This is a genomic window from Pseudomonas sp. 3A(2025) (assembly GCF_054589175.1).
The window spans coordinates 229538-249015 of record NZ_BAAILM010000034.1; the positions used below are offsets into that span (position 1 = coordinate 229538).

General features: G+C 60.9%; 17 protein-coding genes. 12 read left to right on the forward strand and 5 right to left on the reverse strand.

Features of this window, described 5'->3' with window-relative positions; all coding sequences use genetic code 11:
- The first annotated feature begins 37 nt into the window (after positions 1–37).
- The gene (gene znuA, locus ACYP2A_RS15015) at positions 38–994 is read left to right on the forward strand and encodes a zinc ABC transporter substrate-binding protein ZnuA (protein WP_459746084.1); all 957 of its coding nucleotides are present in this window, start codon (positions 38–40) and stop codon (positions 992–994) included.
- Between the two features lie 132 nt (positions 995–1126).
- On the opposite strand, the gene ACYP2A_RS15020 is transcribed toward znuA, so the two are convergent.
- Together ACYP2A_RS15020 and ACYP2A_RS15025 are read right to left on the reverse strand one after the other, a co-directional pair.
- Positions 1127–2077 (reverse strand): homoserine kinase, encoded by a 951-nt coding sequence (locus ACYP2A_RS15020; RefSeq protein WP_459746087.1) that lies wholly within the window; start codon positions 2075–2077, stop codon positions 1127–1129.
- 30 nt (positions 2078–2107) lie between these two features.
- Positions 2108–2395, reverse strand: coding sequence for a DUF2782 domain-containing protein (locus ACYP2A_RS15025; protein ID WP_459746088.1), 288 nt, complete (start codon positions 2393–2395; stop codon positions 2108–2110).
- A gap of 74 nt (positions 2396–2469) precedes the next feature.
- On the opposite strand from ACYP2A_RS15025, the gene polA reads away from it, so the two are divergent.
- The gene (gene polA, locus ACYP2A_RS15030) at positions 2470–5244 is read left to right on the forward strand and encodes a DNA polymerase I (protein WP_459746091.1); all 2775 of its coding nucleotides are present in this window, start codon (positions 2470–2472) and stop codon (positions 5242–5244) included.
- 340 nt (positions 5245–5584) lie between these two features.
- On the opposite strand, the gene yihA is transcribed toward polA, so the two are convergent.
- Positions 5585–6229, reverse strand: coding sequence for a ribosome biogenesis GTP-binding protein YihA/YsxC (gene yihA, locus ACYP2A_RS15035; protein WP_459746093.1), 645 nt, complete (start codon positions 6227–6229; stop codon positions 5585–5587).
- Positions 6230–6453: 224 nt separating this feature from the next.
- On the opposite strand from yihA, the gene ACYP2A_RS15040 reads away from it, so the two are divergent.
- The 6 genes from ACYP2A_RS15040 to ACYP2A_RS15065 all read left to right on the forward strand — a co-directional run bounded on the left by ACYP2A_RS15040 (position 6454) and on the right by ACYP2A_RS15065 (position 13344).
- Positions 6454–7062 carry a c-type cytochrome gene (locus ACYP2A_RS15040; protein WP_459746096.1) on the forward strand — a complete coding sequence of 203 codons (609 nt, stop codon included), beginning with the start codon at positions 6454–6456 and terminating at the stop codon, positions 7060–7062.
- 152 nt (positions 7063–7214) lie between these two features.
- Entirely contained in the window at positions 7215–7859 is a 645-nt protein-coding gene (locus ACYP2A_RS15045) for a thiol:disulfide interchange protein DsbA/DsbL (protein WP_459746098.1), read from the forward strand.
- 10 nt (positions 7860–7869) lie between these two features.
- Positions 7870–8754: an endonuclease/exonuclease/phosphatase family protein gene (locus ACYP2A_RS15050; RefSeq protein ID WP_459746101.1), complete on the forward strand. Its 885-nt coding sequence runs from the start codon at positions 7870–7872 to the stop codon at positions 8752–8754.
- Entirely contained in the window at positions 8751–10784 is a 2034-nt protein-coding gene (locus tag ACYP2A_RS15055) for a GGDEF domain-containing protein (RefSeq protein ID WP_459746104.1), read from the forward strand. The genes ACYP2A_RS15050 and ACYP2A_RS15055 overlap by 4 nt, the downstream gene beginning before the upstream one ends.
- 91 nt (positions 10785–10875) lie before the next feature.
- Positions 10876–11655, forward strand: a complete 780-nt coding sequence (locus ACYP2A_RS15060) for an N-acetylmuramoyl-L-alanine amidase (RefSeq protein ID WP_459746106.1) — start codon at positions 10876–10878, stop codon at positions 11653–11655.
- A 75-nt stretch (positions 11656–11730) separates the two neighbouring features.
- Positions 11731–13344: an EAL domain-containing protein gene (locus ACYP2A_RS15065; protein ID WP_459746108.1), complete on the forward strand. Its 1614-nt coding sequence runs from the start codon at positions 11731–11733 to the stop codon at positions 13342–13344.
- Between the two features lie 42 nt (positions 13345–13386).
- Here the strand turns inward: ACYP2A_RS15065 and ACYP2A_RS15070 are convergent, their stop codons facing one another.
- Positions 13387–15174, reverse strand: coding sequence for a KinB sensor domain-containing domain (locus ACYP2A_RS15070; RefSeq protein WP_459746110.1), 1788 nt, complete (start codon positions 15172–15174; stop codon positions 13387–13389).
- A gap of 18 nt (positions 15175–15192) precedes the next feature.
- A complete protein-coding gene (gene algB, locus ACYP2A_RS15075) occupies positions 15193–16539 on the reverse strand; it encodes a sigma-54-dependent response regulator transcription factor AlgB (protein WP_459746112.1) in 1347 nt (448 codons plus the stop codon).
- A gap of 186 nt (positions 16540–16725) precedes the next feature.
- Between algB and ACYP2A_RS15080 the strand changes: the two genes are divergently transcribed.
- The 4 genes from ACYP2A_RS15080 (at position 16726) to ACYP2A_RS15095 (ending at position 19107) form a co-directional block, all read left to right on the forward strand.
- A complete protein-coding gene (locus ACYP2A_RS15080; protein WP_459746114.1) occupies positions 16726–17568 on the forward strand; it encodes a BON domain-containing protein in 843 nt (280 codons plus the stop codon).
- 571 nt (positions 17569–18139) lie between these two features.
- Positions 18140–18436: a hypothetical protein gene (locus tag ACYP2A_RS15085; protein WP_459746116.1), complete on the forward strand. Its 297-nt coding sequence runs from the start codon at positions 18140–18142 to the stop codon at positions 18434–18436.
- Between the two features lie 37 nt (positions 18437–18473).
- A complete protein-coding gene (locus tag ACYP2A_RS15090) occupies positions 18474–18638 on the forward strand; it encodes a DUF1328 domain-containing protein (protein ID WP_002555679.1) in 165 nt (54 codons plus the stop codon).
- 1 nt (position 18639) lies between these two features.
- Entirely contained in the window at positions 18640–19107 is a 468-nt protein-coding gene (locus ACYP2A_RS15095; RefSeq protein ID WP_459746119.1) for an inhibitor of vertebrate lysozyme family protein, read from the forward strand.
- Positions 19108–19478 lie beyond the last annotated feature (371 nt).

Consider the following 19478-nt stretch of genomic DNA (forward strand, 5'->3'; position numbering starts at 1 on the left):
TTATGTTACCCGTTCCTGCCTGATATGAGTGTTCCTCGTGCGCCGACTTTTTACGCTTTTAGTACTGGCGGCCGGCTTGTCGGCCGCCGCCACCGCCCAGGCCGACGTCAAGGTCCTGACCAGTATCAAGCCGTTGCAGTTGATTGCAGCGGCGGTTCAGGACGGTGTCGGCAGCCCCGATGTGCTGTTGCCGCCCGGTGCCTCGCCGCACCACTACGCCCTGCGTCCATCCGACGTACGGCGGGTGGGCGATGTCGATCTGTTGTACTGGATCGGCCCGGACATGGAAGGTTTTCTGCCTCGCGTGCTGGGCAATCGCAGCCTGCCCACCGTGGCCGTGCAGGATCTGCCGGGCATGAAGCTCAGGCATTTTGCGGCGGATCAGACCTCGCATGACGATCATGACCATGACCATGACGAGCATGGCCACGACGATCCGGGCTACGAAGAGCATGACCACGATCACCGCCCCGGCAGCCTGGATTCGCACCTGTGGCTGTCGACCGTCAACGCGCGGGTGATCGCGGCGAAGATGGCCAGCGACCTGAGCGCCGCCGACCCTGCCAATGCCGCGCGTTATGCCAGCAATGTCAAAGCCTTCGACCAGCGCCTCGATGCACTGGATGCCCGCATCAAGGCGCGGGTCAGCGGCGTGGGCGACAAGCCGTGGTTCGTGTTTCATGAAGCCTACGACTACTTCGAACAGGCCTACGGCCTCAAGCACACCGGCGTGTTCAGCGTGGCCAGCGAAGTACAGCCCGGCGCCAAACATGTGGCGGCGATGCGTGACCGGTTGAAAGAATCGGGAAAGACCTGTGTATTCAGCGAACCGCCACTGCGCCCGAAACTGGCCGACACTCTGACCGCCGGCCTGCCGGTGAAGCTGGCCGAGCTGGATGCGCTGGGCGGCTTCACCGAGGCGACGGCCAATGGCTACGAGCAGTTGCTGGAAAAAATCGGCAACGACCTGGCCGGATGCCTGGAAAGCCTGTAGCCGCAGCAACTTGATTCTCGTAGGAGCTGCTTTAGCAGCGAAGGACGCACTGTAATCTATGTCGCCTGCTTCCCGACTAAAGTCGGTCCTACGGTTCGCCGCCCGGTCGGTCCACGGGGTTGTGCGCGGCTCTTACAACGCAAACGGCAGCGGCAGGTTCACGTCCTGGCGCTGTTGCAGGCGTTGTTCGAACTCGGCCGGGTCGTGGATCAGCACGTCTTGCCCGGCAAAGGTCTCGGCGGCGATCAGGCGTGACAGCCAGAAACGCACGCAGGCAATGCGCAGCATCACCGGCCACAGCTGCGCCTCGGCGGCAGTGAACGGGCGGCGTGCCGCATAGGCACCGAGAAATGCCTTGGCGCGTACCGGGTCGAGCTGGCCGTCGTCGTGCGAGCACCAGTCGTTCAGGGCAATCGCCAGGTCATAGAGCATTGGCCCCGAGCAGGCGTTGTAGAAGTCGATCAACCCGGTCAGGTGCGTGCCTTCGAACAGCGCGTTGTCGCGGAACAGGTCGGCATGCAGGTTGGCGCGCGGCAGGGCCATGATCGCTGCGAAGTGCTGTTCGATTTCTTGCAGGGTCTTGTCCAGCAAGTCCGCCTGAGCCTCGCTCAGGTGCGAAAGAAAATTGCGCCCCTCGCTGAGCATCCAGTCCAGGCCACGGTCGGTCTTGCGCTCCAGCACGTGTTCGCGGGTCGCCAGGTGCAGCCCGGCCTGCAATTGCCCGATGGCGATGCAGTGCTGGGTGTTGGGCTGCTTGATGTGCTTGCCCGGCAAGCGCGGTTGCAGCAGCGCAGGTTTGCCTTTGAGCTCACGCAGCGCCTCGCCTTCGGTGGTGCGCAAGGCGTAAGGCACCGGCAGGTCGGCGTCGTGCAGCACATCGAGCAGTTCGATGAAGAATGGCATCTCTTGCACCGGGCCGCGCTCGACCAGGGTCAGGACGAACTCGCCCTGCTCCAGGCTGATGAAGTAATTGGTGTTTTCACTGCCGGCGGCGATGCCCTGAAAGTCGAGCAAGCGACCCAGCCCGTAAGCCGAAAGAAAGGTTTCCAGCTCGGGCCGGGTCAGGGGGGTAAAGACAGACATATCAGCCAGCTCAAATGATGGATGTAAGGGTTACCAGCTGAATATTTCCCACTGCGGGATCAGCATGTCCGGTTGGTCCGAACGAATGAAATTGGGGCTCGTACCATCGGCGCGAACCAGAAAATACGGCTTGCCGTGCTTGGGCGTGATCTTCACGGCATACAAAAAGCCATTCTGGCGATACTCCTGAATGGTCTTGTCGCCATCGGTGCGGATCGTGACCTCCGGGTCCGCCGACGGTGAATCCTCAGCCGCTACGGCCATCAATGGCCCGGTCAACAGCACGCAGGTCACTAACAAGCGATTTATCGTGCGCATGATAACCTTGTCCTTTTGTTGTCTACGGTCCACGCATTCTAGCGCCGACCCCGCCGAAAAGGTTGATTCTGCTCATGAGCCAAGCACCCCTCGTCCTGGTGGACGGTTCTTCTTACCTGTACCGCGCCTTTCACGCCCTGCCGCCGCTGACCACCTCCAAAGGCCTGCCCACCGGCGCGGTCAAGGGTGTGTTGAACATGCTCAAGAGCCTGCGCAAGCAGTACCCGGGCAGCCCGTTCGCGGTGGTGTTCGATGCCAAGGGCGGGACATTTCGCGACGATCTGTTTGCCGACTACAAGGCCAACCGGCCGAGCATGCCCGATGACCTGCGCGTGCAGGTCGATTTGCTGCATGCCTGCGTAAAGGCCTTGAGCTACCCGTTGTTATGCGTCGAGGGCGTCGAGGCCGATGACGTGATCGGCACCCTGGCGCGCAGCAGCGCGGCGGCGCAGCGCCCGGTGATCATCTCGACCGGCGACAAGGACATGGCGCAACTGGTCGACGGCCACATTACGCTGGTCAATACCATGACCGGTAGCGTGCTGGATGTGGCTGGCGTGAAAGAGAAATTCGGTGTCGGTCCCGAACACATCATCGATTTCCTCGCGCTGATGGGCGACAAGGTCGACAACATTCCCGGCGTACCGGGCGTGGGCGAGAAGACCGCCACCGGCCTGCTGGTCGGCATCGGCGGCGGGCTGGCCGAGCTGTACGCCGACCTCGACGCCGTGGCGGCCCTGCCGATTCGTGGCGCCAAGACCCTGGGCGCCAAACTGGCCGAGCACCGCGACATGGCGTTCTTGTCGTATGAGCTGGCGACCATCAAGTGCGATGTGCCGCTGGACGTGACCCTCGATGAACTGGTGATCGGCGAGCCGGATCGCGAAAAACTCATCGAGCTGTACACCGAGCTGGAGTTCAAGAGCTGGATCAGCGACGTCGAGCGCGATGCAAAGCGTTCCGGCCAGGAAATCGTCCAGGTAGAAGTCGCGCCCAGCGACCACACCGGCTACGAAACCATTCTCGATCAGGCGCGCTTCGATGCCTGGCTGGTCAAGCTGAACAAAGCCGAACTGATCGCCTTCGACACCGAAACCACCGGTCTTGACGCACAAAAAGCGCAACTGGTCGGCCTGTCGTTCGCGGTCAAGCCAGGAGAAGCGGCCTATATCCCGCTGACCCACTCGTACATGGGCGTGCCTGACCAGCTGGACCGCGACACCGTGCTGCTGGCCCTCAAGCCATTGCTCGAGGATGAAAACAAGGCCAAGGTCGGCCAGAACGCCAAGTACGACATCAATATCCTCGCCAACTGCGCCATTGGCGGTGACCACGCCAACGGCATCACCGTGCGCGGCGTGGCGTTCGACACCATGCTTGAGTCTTATGTGCTCAACTCGGTGGCCACCGCCCATGACATGGACAGCCTGGCGCTCAAGTACCTGGGCCAGAAGACCATCAGCTTTACCGAGATTGCCGGCAAGGGCAAAAAACAGCTGACCTTCGACCAGATCGCGCTGGAGCAGGCAGGTCCCTATGCTGCCGAAGACGCCGACATCACCCTGCGTTTGCACCAGACGCTGAGCGAAAAGCTCAAGGCAGAAGCAGGCCCCGATCAGGCGCTGATCAAGGTGTTGAGCGAGATCGAAATGCCGCTGGTGCCGGTGCTGGCGCAGATCGAGCGTCAGGGCGCGCGGGTCGATGCCAACCTGCTGGGCGTGCAGAGCGTCGAGCTGGGCAACAAGATGGTCGAGCTGGAACGTCAGGCGTTCGAGCTGGCCGGTGAAGAGTTCAACCTCGGTTCGCCGACCCAGCTGGGCAGGATTCTCTACGAGAAACTGGAGCTGCCGGTACTCGGCAAGACGCCGACCGGCAAGCCGTCGACCGCCGAAGACGTGCTGACCAAGCTGGCCGAACAAGGTCATGAGCTGCCCACGCTGCTGCTGCAATACCGCTCGATCAGCAAGCTGAAAAGTACCTACACCGACACCTTGCCGGGGCAGATCAACCCGCGCACCGGGCGCGTGCACACCTCGTACAACCAGGCCGGTGCGGCCACCGGACGTTTCTCGTCCAGCGAGCCGAACCTGCAGAACATTCCGGTGCGCACCCCCGAAGGCCGGCGGATTCGCCAGGCGTTTGTGGCGTCCCCTGGCTACAAACTGCTGGCTGCCGACTATTCGCAGATCGAACTGCGCATCATGGCCCACCTGGCCAAGGACGAAGGCCTGCTGCACGCCTTCCAGAACGGCCTGGACGTGCACCGGGCCACGGCTGCCGAGGTATTCGGCGTCGAGCTGGACCAGGTGAGTAGCGATCAACGGCGCAGCGCCAAGGCGATCAACTTCGGCCTGATCTACGGCATGGGCGCGCAAGGCCTGGCGCGGCAGATCGGCGTCGACGGCAAGCAGGCCAAGGCCTACATCGACCGCTATTTTGCCCGTTACCCCGGTGTGCGCGAGTACATGGAACGCACCCGCGAACAGGCCGCCGAAAAAGGCTATGTCGAAACCCTGTTCGGCCGTCGCCTGTACCTGCCGGACATCAACTCCAACAAGCCGCAGATGCGCGCCGGCGCCGAACGCACGGCGATCAACGCGCCGATGCAAGGCACAGCGGCCGACATCATCAAGAAAGCCATGGTGGCGGTGAACAACTGGCTCAACGAGTCAGGCCTGGACGCCCGCGTCATCCTGCAGGTTCACGACGAACTGGTACTGGAAGTGCGCGAAGACCTGGTCGAACGCATCAGCGAAGAAATCCGCCCGCACATGAGCGGTGCTGCGCAGCTGGATGTCCCGCTGGTGGTGGATGTGGGCGTGGGCGATAACTGGGACGAGGCGCATTGATAGCGCGCCATGGCCTTTGCGGTCCGACATGAACATTTGTTCATGTCAGGAACTTAACGGCGAAGGCCCCGGTCAGAGTTCACGAATGGCTCGCAAGGCCTTTCATGCTCCTATGTTGTGTTAAGTGTTGGCAGATATCCGGACCCCTCCCTGAGGGTCTGGACCTTGAACCCCGAACTTCCCCCTCCCCATACGAAGTCCGGGGTTTTTTTTGCCTGCGAAACTACTGCGCTCGGTCATGCTGCGTTGAAAATCGGCTCAAAATGCTCATTTACAACCCGTAAACTCCGCTTTTTCGCCGCTTTTCGCCTTGCCTGACCTTCGCTCGCTACGTTTCGATTTACTCGCCCGGCACAACCTGCACCTTGTCCGGCAGTTCCATCCAGCCGGCCAGCCTGGTGTAGGCTTCTTCCAGGCCTGCGCGTTTTGGCGCCGAGAACAGCTGGATTGTCACGGTGTCGCCCCAGCCCTTGCGGATCTGGGCCTGAACCTTGAGCAGGGTGTTTTTCGCCGCGCCGTGGGTCAGCTTGTCGGATTTGGTCAGCAGGATGTGCATCGGCATGCCACTGGCCACCGACCAGTCGAGCATCATGTTGTCGAAGTCGGTCATCGGGTGACGGACATCCATCAACAGAATCACGCCTTTGAGGCTTTCGCGGCTGCCCAGATACGCCTCAAGGTGGCGCTGCCAGTGTTGCTTGAGCGGGATCGGCACCTTGGCGTAGCCGTATCCGGGCAAGTCGACCAGGCGCCGCTCGTCGTCCAGGCGGAAGAAGTTCAGCAACTGGGTACGCCCCGGAGTTTTCGAGGTGCGTGCCAGGCTGGCGTGGGTCAGGGTGTTCAGTGCGCTGGACTTGCCGGCGTTGGAGCGGCCGGCGAAAGCCACTTCGAAGCCCGCATCATCGGGGCACTGGTCGACCTTGGCGGCGCTGAGCATGAACTTGGCTTGCTGGCAGAGGCCGAGGATGGGGTTCTTGAGCTGCATGTGATTTCCGGTAATGGCCCTGCTGCAAGGGATGCGGCAAGCGATGTCGATTCAAAGCGGTAAAAGGACCTGCACAAGACAACGCTGGTACAGGTTTTTCATGAAATCCGATGCGCATTAGAACGCAGTCCGCTTTCAACCTGAAAGGTTTTTGCTGAGTGAGCCGCTCAAGGGCTGTTTCAGCAGGCATTCAAACGTTGCTCATGGCCGATTGGAGTGACCTGATGAACACACAGCTTTTGAGTCTGCTGCTGACCCTGATTGTCTATGCCCCGGCACACGCCGCAGGCGCGGACGCCGCTGCAGGAAAAAACAAAGTGCTGGTCTGCAGTGCCTGCCATGGCCCGGACGGTAATAGTCCATTGGCGAATTTCCCCAAACTGGCAGGCCAGGGCGAGCGCTATCTGCTCAAGCAACTGCATGACATCAAGGCCGGCAAGCGCGTGGTGCCGGAAATGACCGGCCAGCTCGATCCATTGAGCGATCAGGACCTGGCCGACATCGCCGCCTGGTACGCCAGCCAGACCGCCAGTACCGGCGCCGCCGATCCTGCGCTGGTCGCCCGTGGCCAAGCGCTGTTTCGCGGTGGTGACCTTGAAACAGGTCTGCCGGCCTGCACCGGCTGCCACGCACCCGACGGCAGCGGCAATGTGCCGGCCGGCTTTCCGCGCCTGGGGGGGCAGCACGCCGATTACATCACGAAACAATTGACCGCCTTTCGCGAAGGCCAGCGCGTCAACGACGGCGATACACAGGTAATGCGCACAATTGCCGGCAAATTGAGCAGCAAGGACATAGAAGCGCTGGCACAGTACATTCAGGGGCTGCACTGATCTATGCATGGATGCCCGGCGCGACGCCAAAAAAGCCTGGTCTGCGCTACCCTTTTTTCTGATCGCCAGCGTTACACTACCGAACTCGCCCCCTGCCGGCCGGTCGAAAAGCCGTCGCCGCAAGCGATCCTTATCCAGCTCAGGAGTAAAGCATGCGTAACCTGATTCTCAGCGCCGCTCTGGTTGCCGCCAGCGTATTTGGTATGACCGCCCAGGCTGCCCAGCCGATCGAGGCAGGCAAACAGTACATCGAGCTGAGCAGCCCGGTGCAGGTCGCCCAGCCAGGCAAGATCGAAGTCGTTGAACTGTTCTGGTATGGCTGCCCACACTGCTACGCCTTCGAGCCGACCATCAATCCATGGGTCGAAAAACTCCCGGCTGACGTCAATTTCGTGCGTATCCCCGCCCTTTTCGGCGGCCCGTGGGACGCTCATGGCCAACTGTTCATCACCCTGGATACCATGGGCGTCGAGCACAAGGTTCATGCCGCTGTCTTCGAGGCCATCCAGAAAGAGCGCAAGCCTTTGACCAAGCCTGAAGACATGGCCGAGTTCCTTGCCACTCAGGGTATCGACAAGGACCAGTTCCTCAGCACGTTCAACTCTTTCGCCGTCAAGGGCAAAATGGTCCAGTACAAAGAGCTGGCCAAGAAGTACGAAGTCACTGGCGTACCGACCATGATCGTCAACGGCAAATACCGCTTTGACCTCGGCACCTCCGGTGGCCCGGAAGCCACATTGCAGGTCGCCGACCAGTTGATCGCCAAAGAGCGCGCAACTGCCAAGCCTGCCCAGTAAGCCGGCTGCCATGCGCCGCTGGGGCAGAGGTACCGAACGTGTCGCCGGCCCGCGTGATGCGCGGGTCAACGAGGATCATCTGACCGACAGCGGCCTGCCCGACGATGGCCGCCTGCGCCTGCTCAGCTTCAACATTCAGGTGGGTATCAATACCCAGCGCTATCACCACTACCTGACCCGCAGCTGGCAGCATGTGCTGCCGCATGGCGGGCGCTCCGGCAACCTGCAGAAGATTGGCCAGCTGATCGGCGACTTCGACCTTGTGGCCTTGCAGGAGGCCGATGGCGGCAGTATGCGTTCCGGTTATATCAATCAGGTCGAGCACCTGGCGCAACTGGGCGCGTTTCCCTACTGGTATCAGCAGCTCAATCGCAACCTCGGGCGTCTGGCCCAGCACAGCAATGGCGTGCTCAGCCGTTTGAAACCCTGGGCGATCGAAGACCATCCGTTGCCAGGCCCTCCCGGACGCGGCGCCATCCTGATGCGTTTCGGCGAAGGCGAAGATGCGCTGGTGGTGGTGATGATGCACCTGGCCCTGGGGGCGCGCACCCGCACGTTGCAACTGGCCTATATTCGCGAGCTGATCGGCGGTTACCGCCATCAGGTCTTGATGGGCGACATGAACACCCATGCTACCGATCTGCTGGAGCATTCGCCCTTGCGCGACCTGGGCCTGCTGGCCCCGCAGATCGAAGCGACCTTCCCCAGCTGGCGGCCACAGCGCTGCCTCGATCACATTTTGCTCAGCCCGACCCTGACCCTTGAACGGGTGCAGGTGCTGCCTCAACCTATTTCCGATCATCTGCCCGTGGCGGTAGAGATCCGTCTGCCAGCGTCGCTGCGCGGGGATTGCTTGCCTGTTCCTTACGGACCTGACGGTGGACCCCTTGCATGAGCGACGACGCTGAGCGCTGGAAAGAAAAATACCTAAAAGGTATCGAGCAACAGGACCGCCTCGAAAAGCGCTGGCAGGAACGGCTCGACCTGTTGCGTCGCGGTCTGGTGCGCAGCAGCCTGGCGGCTGAAGGTACGGACCGCTCGGTAGACGTCTGCATGAAGGAAATGCGCGAGATCGTCCGCAAGGACGATATGGACGTCGCGCTGGCCGGCCTGATTCCGCGTCTGGAAAAAGCTGTACTCGACTCCGAGCAGCGCCGCGAGGTGCGGATCGGGCAGATCAGCAGCGCGTTGACCGAACTGGTTGCCCAGCTCCAGGCGCTGCCGCTGCCGCGTGATGTGCGCAAGCCGCTCAAGCGCTTCGCCAAAGGGCTTGAAGAGCGCGCCGCCCAGGCTCGTGAGCTGCCGTTGTTGCTCGGCGAACTCAAAGAGTTGCAGCGCAAGGCCCTGGGCTCGCTGGAACATGCCGACGAACCGGCTCGCCCGGGCCTGTTGCAGCGTTTGTTCGGCGGCCGTGAAGAGTCTGCCGAGCCGCCACCCGTGCAACCGGCACCGGCATTTGCCAGTGCACTGGCGGCGGCCCAGACAGAGCCGCCAGCGCCAGTGCCGGCAAACGAAGCGCCAGTACACGAAGAGCCAGTACACGAAGCGCCGGTAAACGAGGATCGCGCTCCAGACGATGAACCGCCGCAGGTTGTGGCCCCGCAAGCGGTGCCAGTTGTTGTCGACGATGAGCCCGGTGTTACAGAGCCTGCATCGTTGCCGCCTGACGCACTGCACGAAGAACCTTTAGCCGAACCTGTCGAAAGCCCGCCCCTTGAGCCCGCAGCGATCGAGCCCGAGGTTGTCGAAGCGTCTGCATCGGTCGAGGAGATCGAGCCCGAGGCTGAGGCTGAAATTGAAGCCGAAGCCGAAGCCGAAGCGGTGCAAGCCCTCGAAAGCGCCGATGCCGAGTACGACCTGCCCACCTCGCCCGAGCCCAGCTACAGCTCGGTGGCAGCCCATATCGAACAGACACTGCTTGGCCTGCTGGGCGATCTGAACCTGCCCGAACATCACCGCCCGCAGGCCGAAGCACTGCGCCAGCGCCTCGAGCACGGGCTGAACTGGTACGAACTGCTACCGATTCTCGACGATCTGGCAGTGTTCATGCTGGCAATCACTGACAGCGGTCAGCATGAATTCGAAGCCTACCTCAAGCAACTCAACGAGCGTCTGGATTACTTCCAGAGCAGCCTGCGAGTGGTCAGCGACGGGCATGCGGCCAGTCACACCTCGGCCCGCGATTTCGACAGTCAGTTGCGTGAGCACGTCGATGACCTGCAGAGCCATGTGCAGGACGCCTCCGACCTGCCTAGCCTCAAGCGCGTGCTGGAAAACCGCCTTGAAGGCCTGATCGGCGCCATGGACGCCCATCAGCGCCAGCGCGACGAACGCGAGCAGGAAGTGGCCGAGCGCCTGCAAGGCCTGGCCAGCCGCGTGGCGAGCATGGAGCAGGAAGCGCTGGGTTTCCGTGCCAACCTCGAAGAGCAGCGGCGCAAGGCGCTGATCGACCCGCTGACCGGCCTGCCCAACCGGGCCGCCTGGGGCGAGCGCCTGGAGCGTGAAATCGCGCTCTGGCAGCAGAACAGAAACAGCCTGCTGCTGTGCATCATGGACCTGGACCACTTCAAGCGAATCAACGACGGCTATGGGCACCTGGCCGGTGACAAAGTCCTCAAGATCGTGGCCAAAGTGCTGCACAACCACCTGCATGGCCGAGGCTTCCTGGCCCGTTTTGGCGGCGAAGAATTTGTCTTGTTGATGCCCGCCACCCCGGTCGAAACCGGCCTGCAATTGCTTGAAGAGCTGCGCGCCAGGGTAGAGGTCTGCCCGTTCCACTTCAAGGGCGAGCCGGTGACCATCACCGTGTCGACCGGCATGACCGTGCTGCGCAGCGGTGAACGCAGCGATGTAGCGCTCAAGCGGGCCGACCAGGCGTTGTACCGGGCCAAGGAAAACGGGCGCAATCGGGTTGAACAGGGCTGATTGAAACATTGTCTCAGGCTTCAATATGAGGTGACGGGCGCCCGCTGCGCTATCATCCAGCGCTTTCTGCCATCGACCAGTAGTTGTTTTTATGAAACTGTTTTTCGCAGCACTCTCTTTGCTTGTCCTGTCTGCCTGTTCCAGTGGCCCGAAGCTCGATACCAGTCATCCTTCGGTCAACCATGACAACCGCATTCAGTACGTCATCCTGCACTACACCTCGGCCTCTCAGGAGCAATCGCTCAAGTTGCTCACCCACGGCCAGGTCAGCAGCCATTACCTGATCGGCGACGACAAGTCGGCCACTATCTTCAAACTGGTCGATGAAAGCGCGCGCGCCTGGCATGCCGGTGACAGCGCATGGGAAGGCCGCACCTGGCTCAACTCCAGCTCGATCGGCATCGAGATCGTCAACCCTGGTTTCACCGACACACCGACCGGCAGGCTCTGGTATCCCTACAGCGAAGCACAGGTGCAGTCGCTGATCGTGTTGCTCAAGGACATCGTCAAACGCAACGGCATGCCGGTGAAAAACATCATTGGCCACAGCGACATCGCACCGATGCGCAAGCTTGATCCGGGCCCGTTGTTTCCCTGGAAACGCCTGGCCGATGCAGGCCTGGGCATCTGGCCCGACGAACGGCAAGTGGCGCAGCAGCTGGCGTTGCTGGTCAATGGCCTGCCCGACATCCTGTGGTTTCAGCAGCAACTGCAACGCCTGGGTTACACCACGCCGCAAACCGGGGTGCTGGATGGCGAAACACGCAATGTTCTGGCGGCATTCCAGATGCGCTTCCGGCCGGCGCGTTACGACGGTGAGCCAGATGCGCAAAGTGCGGCGATCCTGCAGGTGCTGAACAAGACCCGCTGATCGTTGCGCTGACAGCAAGCTATTTGCCAGTGCGTTGCTATACCTGAGGGTGCCTCCCTCACGCGCATCACTATCATGCGTCTTGCCTCTGTGCTTCACCCCTCCTGGCGACTGGCCCTGCTGGTCGCTGTATTCAGCGCGCTGCTGTCCGGCGGCGCCGGCCTGTTGTTGATCCTGCATCAGGCCCGCTACCACGAAAGCCAGCAGATAGAGGCCCAAGCCGAACGCTACCGGGTGCGCCTTGAGCAGTTGTTCAGCCAGATGCGCAGCGGTCTTGACGAGCTGCAACGCCAGCCATTGCGTGAGTGCAGCGTACAAATGGTCGCCCGCCTGCGCGAGCTGGGCATGCGCCATCGCTTCATTCATCAGGCCGCCTATGTGGACGAACGGCAGACCTGCTCCAGCGGTTCGCTGCAACAGACCTTTAGTGTGCCCGCCACCCCCGATATCCACGGCGCCACTTACGATTACTGGCTCAATACCCAGGCGCAGCCCGATGACGATCAGGCAGCGCTGGTACTGGGGCGGGAGCGTTTTCGGGTGGCGACGTCTCGCGGCCACCTGACCGATGTCGTCGATCTGCCTGTGGGTGGCAGCCTGATGCTGTTGCCCGGTGAGGGCGGCCGGGTGATTCCGGTACTGGGCGCCGCCACCGGTGCACCGTCCGAAGATACCGTCGCGATGGGCAAGGACGCCCTGCTCTCCAGTGCCACGTATGTGCTTTATCGCCTGGCGACCCGCGACCGGGCCTGGGAACTGTTGCTGGTCACGCCGCGCAGCGACCTGCTGACCCGCATCGGCGTCGCCGGCTGGCTGGTGCTGCCCGCCAGCCTGCTGATTGCCTTGTGCAACGCAGCGCTGGCCTCGCTGTGGGTGCGCCAGCGCACCTCGTTGCGCAGTGAGCTGGGCGCGGCCTTGCGACGCGGCGAATTACGCGTGCTGTACCAGCCGATTTTCAATATCGAGACCCGCCAGTGTGTCGGCGCCGAGGCGCTGGTACGCTGGCACCGCGCCGACGGCACGGTGACCCGCCCCGATCTCTTTATTCCACTGGCCGAGAACACCGGGCAGATTCGTGAGATTACCGACTTCGTTTTGCAACGCTTGCTCGAACAGCTGGGCTCATTGCTGCGTAGCCATCCGCATTTATATGTCTCGGTGAACCTGGCCGCCTGCGATGTCATGACCCCGCGTATCGGCCGGCTGGCGGCACGCTTGCTGGCGCAGCACCGGGTGGCGGCGCGGCAAATTGCCTTTGAGGTGACCGAACGCAGCCTGGTCGATGCCATGAAGGCCTGTAATCACCTGCAAAACCTGCGTGACCGCGGGCATAAGGTGCTGATCGACGACTTCGGCACCGGTTATTGCAGTCTGGCATACCTGCAAACCTTGCCCGTGGACTGCCTGAAGATCGACAAGGCGTTTATCGATGCCCTGGGCCATGACGCGGCCAGCAGTGGCGTGGCGCCGCATATCATTCGCATGGCTCATGCCCTGCAACTTCAAGTCATCGCCGAAGGCGTCGAGTTTGAATCGCAGGCACTGCTGCTCAGCGCCGAAGGGGTGATTCACGGCCAGGGCTGGTTGTTCTCACGCCCCTTGAGTGCCGCCGCCCTGGCCGAGATGGTCAGTGGCGATAGGCGTAAGACCGACTTCAGTCGGGAAAGAGGCGCCATCAATCTTCGATGATGCCTCTTCGCAGCTAAAGCAGCTCCTACGAGAGGGGATCAGTCAAAACGGCAAGGCCATATAAAACTGGGTGCCCTGCCCTGGCCGTGAATAAACCCCCATCCGTCCGCCGTGCAACTGGACGATTTCCTTGCACAGCGCCAGCCCCAGGCCCGCGCCGCCTTTTTTGCGGCCCACCTGCACGAACGGTTCGAAGATCCGTGCCTGGTTGCCGTAGGCAATGCCTTCGCCATTGTCCTCGATGCTCAGGATTGCCCGCTCGCCATGACGCCTGGCCTGCAAACGGATCAGGCCGTTTTCAGGCGTGTGGCGCAGGGCGTTGTCCAGCAGGTTGTCGAGTACCCGTTCCAGTTGCGACTGGTCGGCATGCAGGCGCGGCATGTTTTCCTGAATATCGAGTTGCAGCACGATGTTCTGCTCGTCGGCGCGATCGGCAAAGCGTTGGCGCACCTCTTCCATCATCTGTTCGATCGAGCACGGTGCCAGTTTGAGTTTTTGCAGGCCGCTCTGGTAACGCGAGAAGTTCAGCAGGTCGTTGATCAACTGCATCAGGCGCTGCATTTCTTCTTTGACGGTATTGAACAGGTCGGCTTCGCGGCTCTCTTCGGCAAAATGCACGCGCTCTTGAAGCAGGCCGAAAGCCATGTGCATGCCGGTGACCGGTGTGCGCAATTCATGGGACGCGCGCAGCACAAATTCGCTGCGTACGCGTTCGAACGCACGCTGCTCGGTCACATCGTGGAGGATCATGACCGCGCCGAGAAGATCACCGTTGGCATGACTCACCGGGGTCAGGCTGTAGGTCAGCAGACGCGATTCGCCCTCGATGTCGATCACCAGATCGTCGGGGGCGCGCTCCAGCGTGCCGCCACGCAGGCTCAGCAGGATTTCCTCGTCCAGCTCCGGGCGTGCCAGTGCTTCGCCGGGGCGCTGGCCCAGACGGCTTTCGTTCCAGCCAAGCTGGCGCTGGGCCACCGGGTTGAGGTGCTCCAGTTGCCCCTGTCGGTCGATCATCAGCAGGCCATCGTCGATGCTGTCGAGCACCGCTTGCAGGCGCTGCTGGCCGGCGACCAGTTCATCGATATTGGTCGCCTGGTGCTTGCGCAGCGCCTCGGCCATGAGCCCGAAGCGCCGGGTCAGCTGGTTCATTTCGGCGGCCGCAGAGATCGGTAGCGTAACCTCGAAGTCACCCTGGCCGATCTTGTCCGCCGCTTTGGCCAGCGCCTCGATAGGCGTGCCAAAGCGCCGGGCAATGCCGTTGGCGGTGACAAAGCCGATGCACAGCACCGCCAGCCCTACCAGCCCCAGCAACCCTGCGATCCAGTAGGCGCGTTCGCGGGCATTGCTTTCGGCGGCATTGATGTTGTTCAGTGCCGTGCGGTAAGCCTCAAGCAGGTCATTGCGCAGGTCATTGAACGAGCTGCTCAATTCAGAGTTGGTGCGAATGCCCAGCTCGCCCGGGCTGTTGAGCCGATACGCCTGCAAAAACTTGCGGTAATTGCCCAGGGCCTCTTCAAAGCCGCTGTTGGTGTGGTTGAGCTGGTCGTGTTCAACCCCCTGGATCAATAAGGCCTCGAACTGGTCCTGGACCTTTGCCAGCACCTCCTGGCGCGGCTCTGATTCGAGCATCAGCACCAGTTGGTCACCCAGGTTCTGACGCAGCTTCAGGCCCAGGTCCAGGGTCACGAAGTTACTCTGGATCATCGATTCCTGGGTGCGGGCCATCTGCACCACGCTGACCAGGCCCAACAGCAGTCCCAGTAGCGCGACTGTGATCAGCGCTGAAATACTCAGGAATAGACGTGTACGCAGCTTGATTGCCAATTTCATGCAGCACCGATATCAGGCTTACAGGTTGTACTGCTTGCGTTTGCGATACAGGGTCGATGCGTCGATACCCAGCGTTTTGGCGGCCTGGTCCAGCGTCTCGCTGGTCGCCAGCACCGCGCCGATGTGGGCTTTTTCCAGCTCGTCCAGACTCATCGAAGCCCCGACGCGCGGCGCATTGCTGACCGGCTGTTCGGCCATGCCCAGGTGCGCGACCTCGACCCGATCCTGCGGGCAGATAATGCTGGCGCGCTCGATTACGTTGCGCAGCTCACGGATATTGCCCGGCCAGCGGTAATTGAGCAGTGCCGAGCGCGCTTCTTCGCTGAAGCCGCGTGCAGGACGCGAGTAGTCCTTGACGAAGCGCGCCAGAAAACGGTCGGCCAGGGTCAGGATGTCTTCGCTACGCTCGCGCAGGGCCGGCAGGTGCAAGGTGATGACGTTCAGACGGTACAGCAGGTCTTCACGAAATTTGCCGCTGCGCACCATGTCCTCAAGATTGAGGTTGGTGGCTGCCAGAATTCGTACATCGGCGCGACGGGTGACCGGGTCACCGACCCGCTCGTATTCCTTGTCCTGAATGAAACGCAGCAGTTTTGGTTGCAAAGTCAGCGGAAAATCGCCGATCTCGTCAAGAAACAGCGTGCCGCCATCGGCCTGGTTGACGCGCCCGAGGGTGCTTTCGCTGGCCCCGGTAAACGCACCACGGCTGTGGCCGAACAGTTCGCTTTCCATCAATTCGGCGGTCAGCGACGGGCAGTTGATGGTCACGCAGGATTTCTTGGCGCGCTTGCTCCAGCCGTGAATCGCGCGGGCCAGTTCGCCCTTGCCGGTACCGGACTCGCCCAGAATCAGGATGTTGGCATCGGTCACCGCTACTTGCCGCGCGGTTTCCAGAATCGACATCATCATCGGGCTGTGGGAATCCAGGCCGTCCTTGGGTTTGCGAATCTCACCTTCCAGTGCTTCGAGGCGCGCCGACAAATGCCGCACTTCCAGTTGCTTGGCGGTGGCCAGGCGCAACTGATCGGGGCTGCACGGTTTGACCAGATAGTCGGCGGCGCCCGCTTGAATCGCGTCGACGGCGGTGTCGATCGCCGAATGCGCGGTGACAATCACCACGCGCATCCACGGTGCCTGCACGCGCATTTGTGCCAGCACATCAAGCCCGTTGTCTTCGCCCAGGCGTAAATCCAGAAAGCACAGATCGAAGACCTGACGCTGCATCAGCGTATCGGCCTGGGCCGCACTATTGGCCGTGGCCACACTGTAGCCTTCGTCTTCCAGGCAATACCGGAAGGTGCGAAGGATCGCGGACTCATCATCCACAAGCAGAATACGGCCCTGATTCTCAGTGGCTGCTTCCATTTTTCCTACGCTCCTAAGTGAATAGTCTGAGGTTAGTCTCGGAAACATCGGGCAAGTTGCATGGTCAATTCTGATTGATTCTGCGGCAAGCATGGTAGCTATCTGCTCAGGCAATGGCTAACCGGCGGATTTGCACCTCCGTTTGTCGCAAAACCCGCTCTGACAGACCTGCCAAGGAGAACGTCAATGCATCTACTCAAGAAACTCGCTCTGGCCACCGCCACCACGGTGTTGCTGGGATCGCATTCGCTGATGGCACAAGCGACCACGCCAGCGTCCGGTCCATTGCTCGAAGCCCGGCAGGAAGGCTCGATCTGGACCGCCATGGCCCTCAACAAGCATCTCAGCCCGTTCGATATCCAGGTAAAGGTCGAGCAAGGCAAGGCGCTGTTGACCGGCAAAGTCGAAAACGAAGTAGAGCGCGAGCTGGCCGAGCGTATTGCTCTGGACGTGCAGGGCATCGACAAGGTCGACAATCAGTTGCAGATAGACCCTGACGTGACCAGCGAGCCCGGCAGCCGTTCAGGCCTGGCCCAACGCTTCGAGGACGCCACCCTGGTGGCGACGATCAAGTCCAAGCTGCTGTGGAGCAATGCCTCCCAGGCGCTGGAAGTCGATGTGGCCAGCGCCGATGGTGTCGTCACCCTTAAAGGCCGTGCCCAGAGCCCGGAAGCCAAGGAGCTGGCGGGGAATCTGGCCAGCAATACCGATGGGGTCGCCAGCGTCAACAACCTGCTCAGCCTCAGCGCCGCCGACTCGATTGCGGCCAAGACCCAGCCGCAGACGCTCAGCACCACCGAACAGATGAGCGACGTGTGGGTAACCAGCAAGGTCAAGTCCAGCCTTATCTATAGCCGCAACCTCGACGGGATGAATATCAAGGTCGATACCCGCGAGGGCGTGGTGACCCTCAATGGCATGGTCGCCAGCTTCGCCGAGAAGGAACTGGCGGTAGAGATCGCCCGCAATATCCGCGGCGTCAAAGGCGTGAACGCCGATGCCCTGAAAGTGACAGCACGCACCACCTGACCTTGCGCAAACCTCGGAGTGAGGCGGATGGCCGCCCCCTTGAGCTCGCGAATGCTGACTATCAGTCACCGAATAGGGTGAGATTGCTGGCCTCTTCGCGAGCTCTCATCAAACATAAAATAACTCATTGATTTTATTGAATTAAAAAACACCACTTGTAGGAGGGAGCGGGCGGCGATCCGTCTCTGCTGCCGATTGAGCGCAAAGCGCTCACGGAAATCGTCGAAACGCTGAACATTTACGACTGCTAACGCAGCCGATCGCGATGGTCCGGCATTCCGGCAGAGCTCCCTCCTACAGGCCCCATGTTTGCTGCGCGACAGCGCGGCGCCAAGGCGTCGGGTGTTCTCCTACAGAAATCGTGTTGTTGCCTTTTCTCTCGTTCGTGCAGAACGCACGATGCAACAGGCCCGATCGTGCAGCTTGCTTGTAGCAGTTTTCTAAAAATTTTTATAACTAACTGATTTTATTGGATTTATTTCCATTCAAAAATTGGCATGCAGCCTGCAATACCTCTATCGACAAAGGTCGGAAGGCTCCGGTCGACAAGAAAGTTGGAGGGAATGTGTCAATGAACAGTCTGCGTATTGCCCAATTGCAACTCTCGCCCCTGCGGGTTCAGCAAGGTCTTTTCGTCAGCCTGATCGTGCTGCTTACCCTGCTTGCAACCCAACAGTTGCACCGTTGGGATCAGGCCAGAGAAGCAGCGGCGATTCAACAGTCGTTCATTTCGCATTCTTCCATGCCTTCGAATCAGTTCCGGACGCCGGTTTCCGCACCTGCCACAGCAAATAAACCGATGCCGGTCGACCGACTGGTTTCACAGGACGTTCCAGCACAGCCCACACAGCAGCGCTGGGTATTCTGACCTGATCGAATTTAACGCAGCAGTAAGGAGTATCACCATGTTGAGTTGGGCTATCACGTTTCTGATCATCGCCATCGTTGCGGCTGTACTGGGCTTCGGTGGTATCGCAGGCACAGCAACCGGTATCGCGAAGATTCTGTTCGTCGTATTCCTGGTGATGTTCGTTGTGTCGTTCTTCTTCGGTCGTCGCGGTCGAGGCTAAGGTGCGCACCGCCATCCACGCATTGGCAGCCGCCCTGCTACTGGGCGGCAGTGCCGCGGCCCTGGCCGCCAATGATGGACAGACACGGGCTAATGAATTGCTGAACAGCTCCCCCGAATATCGCGATGCCTGGAAACAGGTGGTGAAAAAGGAGGAGCGTTTGCCAGAGTGGGTGATGAACCTCTCGGGCACGTCCGAGCAGATGAATGCTGTCGTTGAAGATGGCGACAATTATCTGGTCGGGCCGTTGTGTGAAACCGCTGATACCTGCCGCAGCAAACGCCTGATCGTGGCGGCAGGCATGCAGGACAAAGACGATGTCTACGCGCTGTTGGTCGAGGTCCCGGCCGGTTTGCCTGCCGATAAATCGCCCGCTGCGCACGCCACGTATCGATTCCTCGGCAAGCCCGATGAGGGCATGCAGGCACTGCTCAAAGAGCAGCTGCGCAAGGATCCGAACTGGTTTTGATACGCACAGGTAAAGAACGGTACCTGTTGAATCGTTTCTTTATCAACGCTGCGCGGCCCGAGGAGGGTACGCGCATGACCAGGGGGCCGGGACGTACTGATTGCAGCATGATCGGTGTGACCTAGGGGTACAGGGAGTACCTCCGCTGAGGGCCGGGTCAGGTGAAGCGCCATTCCAGTCGACGACGATTCTCTGAAATCCGCGACTTGTGTGGCGCTTTTTAATTTTCAAGGCCAGCAAACTCCAGCAACAACGACCGTATATCCAGTAAATGTTACAGAACCCTTCGCTAAACCCTCTCAAATCATATCGCTGTGCCATCCTCCCTATTGCCAGCCTGAAAACGACGTTTTAGCCACGTTTGCGACAAA

What these genes read in the sequence shown, in the direction of transcription:
- yihA (WP_459746093.1), bottom strand. Translation starts at nt 6,229, where the DNA reads ATGCAGCTCAAGAACCCCATCCTCGGCCTCTGCCAGCAAGCCAAGTTC.
- ACYP2A_RS15090 (WP_002555679.1), top strand. Translation starts at nt 18,474, where the DNA reads ATGTTGAGTTGGGCTATCACGTTTCTGATCATCGCCATCGTTGCGGCT.
- ACYP2A_RS15055 (WP_459746104.1), top strand. Translation starts at nt 8,751, where the DNA reads ATGAGCGACGACGCTGAGCGCTGGAAAGAAAAATACCTAAAAGGTATC.
- ACYP2A_RS15050 (WP_459746101.1), top strand. Translation starts at nt 7,870, where the DNA reads ATGCGCCGCTGGGGCAGAGGTACCGAACGTGTCGCCGGCCCGCGTGAT.
- ACYP2A_RS15070 (WP_459746110.1), bottom strand. Translation starts at nt 15,174, where the DNA reads ATGAAATTGGCAATCAAGCTGCGTACACGTCTATTCCTGAGTATTTCA.
- ACYP2A_RS15045 (WP_459746098.1), top strand. Translation starts at nt 7,215, where the DNA reads ATGCGTAACCTGATTCTCAGCGCCGCTCTGGTTGCCGCCAGCGTATTT.
- ACYP2A_RS15065 (WP_459746108.1), top strand. Translation starts at nt 11,731, where the DNA reads ATGCGTCTTGCCTCTGTGCTTCACCCCTCCTGGCGACTGGCCCTGCTG.
- polA (WP_459746091.1), top strand. Translation starts at nt 2,470, where the DNA reads ATGAGCCAAGCACCCCTCGTCCTGGTGGACGGTTCTTCTTACCTGTAC.
- ACYP2A_RS15080 (WP_459746114.1), top strand. Translation starts at nt 16,726, where the DNA reads ATGCATCTACTCAAGAAACTCGCTCTGGCCACCGCCACCACGGTGTTG.
- ACYP2A_RS15040 (WP_459746096.1), top strand. Translation starts at nt 6,454, where the DNA reads ATGAACACACAGCTTTTGAGTCTGCTGCTGACCCTGATTGTCTATGCC.
- ACYP2A_RS15020 (WP_459746087.1), bottom strand. Translation starts at nt 2,077, where the DNA reads ATGTCTGTCTTTACCCCCCTGACCCGGCCCGAGCTGGAAACCTTTCTT.
- ACYP2A_RS15060 (WP_459746106.1), top strand. Translation starts at nt 10,876, where the DNA reads ATGAAACTGTTTTTCGCAGCACTCTCTTTGCTTGTCCTGTCTGCCTGT.
- ACYP2A_RS15085 (WP_459746116.1), top strand. Translation starts at nt 18,140, where the DNA reads ATGAACAGTCTGCGTATTGCCCAATTGCAACTCTCGCCCCTGCGGGTT.
- algB (WP_459746112.1), bottom strand. Translation starts at nt 16,539, where the DNA reads ATGGAAGCAGCCACTGAGAATCAGGGCCGTATTCTGCTTGTGGATGAT.
- ACYP2A_RS15025 (WP_459746088.1), bottom strand. Translation starts at nt 2,395, where the DNA reads ATGCGCACGATAAATCGCTTGTTAGTGACCTGCGTGCTGTTGACCGGG.